Origin of the sequence: Micromonospora sp. NPDC049089, assembly GCF_040648775.1 — a bacterium.
Lineage (GTDB): Bacteria > Actinomycetota > Actinomycetes > Mycobacteriales > Micromonosporaceae > Micromonospora.
This window is the reverse complement of sequence record NZ_JBEZEH010000314.1, coordinates 2,212-5,237: the sequence shown is the minus strand read 5'-3', so window position 1 is coordinate 5,237 and position 3,026 is coordinate 2,212. Positions and strand designations below refer to the sequence as shown.

The following is a 3,026-nucleotide window of genomic DNA, read 5'->3' as shown; positions in this document are numbered from 1 at the left end:
CGGGTGTATATCTAGCCCCCTTGGAGTTGGATACGGTCGCGCGGGGCCCGGCGGGGGGGGGGGGGTGGTGGGCCCGCCCGGTTGTGGCGGCGGCGGTCTTCGGCGCGGCCGCGATCGGCGGCCTGGGCGTGCAGGGCACCACTGCGGAGTACGCGAACCTGCGGCAGCCCGACTGGGCCCCGCCCTCGTGGCTCTTCGGCCCGGTCTGGTCACTGCTCTACGCGCTGATCGCGGTGGCCGGCTGGCTGGTGTGGCGCCGGGTCGGCTTCTCCCCCGCCCTCTGGGCGTGGACCACCCAACTGGTGCTCAACGCGATCTGGACCCCGCTGTTCTTCGGCGCCGGGCAGTACGGTCTCGCGTTCGCCGAGATCGTGCTGATGTGGCTGGCGATCGGCCTGACCGTGGTGCTGTTCGCCCGGGTGTCCCGGGTGGCGACGGCGCTGCTGCTGCCGTACTGGGCCTGGGTCACCTTCGCCGCCGCGTTGAACCTGGCGATCTGGCAGCTCAACAACTGACCGCACGGTCCCCGGCGGCGACGCCCGCCGGGGACCGTGACAGTCACCGGGTCAGCAGCGGGGCACGCCCGGGATGTAGCCGTCGGAGCCGGTGTACACGTACGCGTCGGCGATGTAGCGGCCGGAGCCGATCCGGTCCCAGATCGAGCTGGTGCCGTACGTGCCGGTGACCGTGGTGCCACTGGTCTGGCAGGCGATCGTCACCCGGGTGCCGTCGGCGACGGTGCCCACCGAGGCGTACCCAGTGCCGGGGCCGGAGCGGACGGTCAGTGGCGTGCCGCTGGTGTCGACGGTGCCGTTACCGCCGCCCGAGGAACACCCGTTGCCACTGGTGTAGCTCTTGGTGCCCCAGTACAGCGCGAGGCTGCCGTTGAAGCGGACCTGGATGTCGGCGCCGTTGAGGCGCTGCTCGTAGTGCAGGTGGGGGCCTGTCGATCCGCCGGTGCTGCCGACCCAGCCGATCACCTTGCCGTACCCGACCGTCTGCCCGACGGAGACGTTGAAGCCGCTGAGGTGGGCGTAGTACGTGCTGTAACCGCCCCCGTGGTTGATTCGGACGTACTTGCCGTAGCTGGTGCCGCCGAGGTCGGTCACCCGGTCGACGGTGCCGGGGGCGCTCGCCACCACCGGGTCGCCCTGGTCGTCGGTGCGGTTGAAGTCGACGGCATAGGCCGGGCTGTGGTCCGACCGGGTCTGCCCGGACCAGGACTGCCCGCACGGGAACGGCACCCTGAAGGTCGGCGCGGCCAGGGCCGGGGTCGCCGGCACCAGCGCTCCCCCGACGAGGAGACCCGTCACCAACAGGCTGATCCACCGCTTTCGCATACAGCTCCTCCTATGTCGAAAACCTTCGATCCGGTGGGGTCAGCCTGACAGATATCGTCAATCTTCGAAAGAGTCCTCAGCCTGTCCCGGAAACGCGCCCAACCAGGCAGCCCGCAGGTTTCCGGATTGTTACTCGCTCGTGTCTGACAGGGGGTGGACCGGGCCGGATGCAAGCGCTTACATGTGTGCACGCCCAATCGGACCGGCGACGGGTCACCAGCACGACCGCGCCGGCTAGGAAGGAGGACGGCATGGCGGTCTTTACCAGACCACGCCAGGCCTTCGTGATCGCCGGTGTAGTCGGGCTGGCGCTCAGCGCCACCGCCTGCGGTACCGGCGACGACAAGAAGAGCAGCAAAGCGGGTTCCGCGGAGTGCGCCGCATACGACAAGTACGAGGGCCACGACGGCAAGAAGGTCTCCATCTACGCGTCCATCCGTGACGCCGAGGCCGACCTGCTCAGGAACTCCTGGAAGACGTTCGAGGACTGCACCGGCATCGAGATCGACTACGAGGGCAGCGGCGAGTTCGAGGCGCAGCTCCCCGTCCGGGTCGACGGTGGCAACGCCCCCGACATCGCCTTCGTGCCGCAGCCGGGCCTGGTGAAGCGTTTCGCGGACGCCGGCAAGCTGAAGTCCCTCAGCGCCGACACCAAGGCCCTCGCCGAGCAGAACATGCCGGCCGACTGGCTGAAGTACGGCACCGTGAACGGGACGCTCTACGGCGTGCCGCTCGGCGCCAACGTGAAGTCCTTCGTCTGGTACTCGCCGAAGACGTTCAAGGAGAAGGGCTGGGAGGTTCCGACCACCTGGGACCAGCTCATCGCCCTGAGCGACAAGATCGCCGCCAGCGGCATCAAGCCGTGGTGCGCGGGCGTCGAGTCCGGTGACGCGACCGGCTGGCCGGCCACCGACTGGATCGAGGACGTGGTCCTGCGTACGCAGGGTCCCGAGGTCTACGACCAGTGGACCACCCACGCCATCCCGTTCAACGACCCGAAGATCGTCGACGCGGTCGACCGCGCCGGCAGCATCCTCAAGAACGAGAAGTACGTCAACGGCGGCTTCGGCGGGGTCAAGAGCATCACCACCACCGCCTTCCAGGAGGCGGGCCTGCCGGTGACCACCGGCAAGTGCGCGATGCACCGACAGGCGTCGTTCTACGCCAACCAGTTCCCCGAGGGCACCAAGGTGGCCGAGGACGGCGACGCGTTCGCCTTCTACTTCCCGGCCATCGACCCGGCCAAGGGCAAGCCGGTGCTGGGCGCGGGCGAGTTCGTCGTCGGCTACGCCGACCGTCCCGAGGTCCAGGCCGTGCAGACCTACCTCGTCTCGGCGGAGTACGTGAACAGCCGCGCGAAGCTCGGCAACTGGGTCACGGCGAACAACAAGCTGGACATCGCCAACGTCGCCAGCCCGATCGACAAGCTCTCCGTCCAGATCCTCCAGGACAAGACGGGCACCTTCCGCTTCGACGGATCCGACCTGATGCCGGCCGCCGTCGGCGCGGGAACGTTCTGGAAGGGCATGGTCGAGTGGCTGAACGGCAAGGCGACCGCCCCGGTGCTCCAGGGCATCGAGAGCAGCTGGCCTAAGTGATCCCCGGCGGTGGCCCGGTCCGCTGACGCGGTCCCGCCGCCACTGCTACTCCCGCCGCCACTGCTACTCCCGCCGCACCGGCTCAGCC

General features: G+C 69.0%; 3 protein-coding genes. 2 read left to right on the top strand and 1 reads right to left on the bottom strand.

All coding sequences use genetic code 11. The features are described from left to right. Positions 1-26 precede the first annotated feature (26 nt). Complete coding sequence (locus AB0B48_RS31795; protein ID WP_357208076.1) at positions 27-515, top strand: TspO/MBR family protein; 489 nt, start codon at positions 27-29, stop codon at positions 513-515. Positions 516-566: 51 nt separating this feature from the next. On the opposite strand, the gene AB0B48_RS31790 is transcribed toward AB0B48_RS31795, so the two are convergent. Continuing rightward, complete coding sequence (locus tag AB0B48_RS31790) at positions 567-1,340, bottom strand: peptidoglycan DD-metalloendopeptidase family protein (RefSeq protein ID WP_357208074.1); 774 nt, start codon at positions 1,338-1,340, stop codon at positions 567-569. A 251-nt stretch (positions 1,341-1,591) separates the two neighbouring features. Between AB0B48_RS31790 and AB0B48_RS31785 the strand changes: the two genes are divergently transcribed. After that, complete coding sequence (locus AB0B48_RS31785) at positions 1,592-2,938, top strand: ABC transporter substrate-binding protein (RefSeq protein WP_357208072.1); 1,347 nt, start codon at positions 1,592-1,594, stop codon at positions 2,936-2,938. The last annotated feature ends 88 nt before the right edge of the window (positions 2,939-3,026 follow it).

What these genes read in the sequence shown, in the direction of transcription:
- AB0B48_RS31785 (WP_357208072.1), top strand. Translation starts at nt 1,592, where the DNA reads ATGGCGGTCTTTACCAGACCACGCCAGGCCTTCGTGATCGCCGGTGTA.
- AB0B48_RS31790 (WP_357208074.1), bottom strand. Translation starts at nt 1,340, where the DNA reads ATGCGAAAGCGGTGGATCAGCCTGTTGGTGACGGGTCTCCTCGTCGGG.